Consider the following 1078-nt stretch of genomic DNA (forward strand, 5'->3'; position numbering starts at 1 on the left):
TGCCAGGCGGATTTACCTACCTGACGTCCTACACCCTTACCCCGGGACAACCACCGCCCGGGATGGACTACCTTCCTGCGTCACCCCATCACTCACCTACTAACCGCTTGGTTCAGCGGCTCCACCACTCCCCCTCACTCCGAAGAGATCAGGGGCGGCTTCACGGCCTTAGCATCACGATGCTCGATGTTTGACGCTTCACAGCGGGTACCGGAATATCAACCGGTTATCCATCGACTACGCCTGTCGGCCTCGCCTTAGGTCCCGACTTACCCTGGGCAGATCAGCTTGACCCAGGAACCCTTAGTCAATCGGCGCACACGTTTCTCACGTGTGTATCGCTACTCATGCCTGCATTCTCACTCGTCAACCGTCCACAACTCGCTTACACGGCTGCTTCACCCGGCAGACGACGCTCCCCTACCCATCACGATCCCCGTTGGGGGTACATATCGCAATGACACGACTTCGGCGGTACGCTTGAGCCCCGCTACATTGTCGGCGCGGAATCACTAGACCAGTGAGCTATTACGCACTCTTTCAAGGGTGGCTGCTTCTAAGCCAACCTCCTGGTTGTCTGTGCGACTCCACATCCTTTCCCACTTAGCGTACGCTTAGGGGCCTTAGTCGATGCTCTGGGCTGTTTCCCTCTCGACCATGGAGCTTATCCCCCACAGTCTCACTGCCGCGCTCTCACTTACCGGCATTCGGAGTTTGGCTAAGGTCAGTAACCCGGTAGGGCCCATCGCCTATCCAGTGCTCTACCTCCGGCAAGAAACACACGACGCTGCACCTAAATGCATTTCGGGGAGAACCAGCTATCACGGAGTTTGATTGGCCTTTCACCCCTAACCACAGGTCATCCCCCAGGTTTTCAACCCTGGTGGGTTCGGTCCTCCACGAAGTCTTACCTCCGCTTCAACCTGCCCATGGCTAGATCACTCCGCTTCGGGTCTTGAGCGTGCTACTCCACCGCCCTATTCGGACTCGCTTTCGCTACGGCTACCCCACCCGGGTTAACCTCGCAACACACCGCAAACTCGCAGGCTCATTCTTCAAAAGGCACGCAGTCACGAGA

Annotated in this window: 1 rRNA gene; it reads right to left on the reverse strand. The window is 57.4% G+C overall.

Annotation, left to right across the window (positions count from 1 at the left end):
- A 23S ribosomal RNA gene (locus ABZ818_RS42880) occupies window positions 1–1078 on the reverse strand; the annotation flags it as partial.

Source organism: Streptomyces sp. NPDC047453 (assembly GCF_040643155.1).
In the GTDB taxonomy this organism is placed as follows: domain Bacteria; phylum Actinomycetota; class Actinomycetes; order Streptomycetales; family Streptomycetaceae; genus Streptomyces.